The sequence below is a fragment of the Leucobacter sp. M11 genome (assembly GCF_035726885.1).
GTDB lineage: Bacteria > Actinomycetota > Actinomycetes > Actinomycetales > Microbacteriaceae > JAPFRB01.
In genome coordinates this window covers 138,924-140,659 of record NZ_JAPFRB010000005.1, presented here as the reverse complement: position 1 = coordinate 140,659, position 1,736 = coordinate 138,924, and the positions used below count along the sequence as shown (strand labels likewise).

General features: G+C 73.8%; 1 protein-coding gene and 1 pseudogene. One reads left to right on the top strand and one right to left on the bottom strand.

From position 1 onward, the window contains the following. Positions 1-718 (top strand): hypothetical protein (locus OOT08_RS15985; protein WP_325093819.1); only part of this gene is annotated, 718 nt, incomplete at its 5' end. A 212-nt stretch (positions 719-930) separates the two neighbouring features. Here the strand turns inward: OOT08_RS15985 and OOT08_RS15980 are convergent. Beyond that, a pseudogene (locus OOT08_RS15980) lies at positions 931-1,736 on the bottom strand (bifunctional [glutamine synthetase] adenylyltransferase/[glutamine synthetase]-adenylyl-L-tyrosine phosphorylase); the annotation flags it as partial.

Genomic DNA, 1,736 nt, shown 5'->3' with positions numbered 1-1,736 from the left:
GGTGATTGACGCGGTGGTCGCCGCGTGGGCCGCGGACACCCCAGCGGGGATCGTCGACCGCGGGGTGGGCTCCGTTGCCGAGCCATTCCAGGGCGTTCCCGTGCTGGACCAGGACGGGGGCTGGTGGGTGGCTGTGCCCACCGCGGCCCTGCCCGGCGCCGACGCCGCCCTGCTCACCGACGCGGAGGGCGGCCCGGCCTACGCGGGAACGGAGCTGGGCTCACCCGCCCAGCTCGCGGCGGCCGCAGCGTTCGAGGCCGAGGGGCTCACGCTGGTCCAGGGCCGCGGCTGGACCGCGGGGACGGGCCTCGGCCTGAGCTGCGTGGCGCTGCCCTCGGGAGCCGCCTGCGCCCCGCTCGCGGAGTCCGCGCCCCTGCTCGACGCGGCGCGGCCCGTCCTGGCCTCGGTTCCTGCGCCGGCGTCCGCGCCGGATCCCAGCACGGGGCTCGGCACCCCGGTCTACGGTCAGCCGATGACGGAGGACAGCCCGGTGGCCGGCTTTGCCCGCGCCGAGTTCGCGTCCTGGGGTGCCGGGAGCATCGGGGGCGCCGGAATGCTCAGCTACCGCGTGGGAACGGGCGAGTGGCAGTTCTTCCGCGCGGCCCAGCAGGGGCCGTCGTGCTCGGCCTACGACACCCCGGAGCTGCGCAACGCCTTCGCGGGCCGCAGCTGCCTGCTGCCGGACGGCACCTCGGACGAGGTGCAGCCCGCCGCGTAGCCGGGTACCGGGGGTGCCGGGGTCGGAAGACCTGCGGCAACGGGGCAGGCTCCCGCCCCCGTCCGGGCGACCGTGCCCGGTCGGGCGGGTGAGAGCGACGCCTATGCGTCGATATCGAACTCGAGCTGTTCCTCGCCGGAGGCGGCAACAGCTTCGAGCAGAGCCTGAAGAATTCCCATACCCCGATCGTAAGCGCCCCGGGTAGCCAACGTCTAGGGTCCGGGTGACGGCGGGGTGAACGGCGGGAACACCTGCGGCACCGGATACGCCTCCGGATTTCGCTGGGCGTAGCCGAAGAACACTCGCTCGAACACCGCGCGCGCCCGTCGGGTCGCCCCCAGGTAGCGCTCCTCCAGCTCGGAGGTCCGGTTGGGGGGATTGCCGAGGATCCGGGAGACCCCCTCCGCATCCCCCCGGTCCCGGGGCAGCACGTCCGAGTTTCGGTTGGACCAGAGTCGGATCGCGGAGCGGATTTCGCTCGCGAGCAGCCAGGCGGCGCGCAGCACCTCGGCGTCCTCCGGGTCGAGCGCGCCGAGCTGCTCCGCCGCACGGAGCGCGCTGAGCGTCGCCGTGGTGCGCAGCTCGGGGTGATCGAAAGCGCGTTCGAGTTGCAGCAGCTGGATCAGCCATTCGACGTCGCTCAGCGCCCCGGGTCCAAGCTTTAGGTGCCGCGCGGGGTCGACGCCCTGCGGGAGCCGCTCCGCCTCAACCCTGGCCTTAATCCGCCGCACCTCGCGTCGCTCGGCCTCGCCGAAGTGCTCGGGGTAGCGTACCCGGTCAGCGATCGCGAGGAAGTCGGCGGCGAGGGCGGGCTCGCCGCCGAGCGGGCTCGCGCGCAGCAGCGCCTGCGCCTCCCAGGTGAGCGACCAGCGCTCGTAGTAGGACTGCGTCGCGTCGAGGCTCCGGACGAGGGGGCCGTTGCGCCCCTCCGGCCGAAGGTCAAAGTCCAGGTCGATCGGGAGCCGTGGGTCAGCGGTGTGCCGCCGCAGCTGCTGCACAATCGTGAGGGCGCGATCCC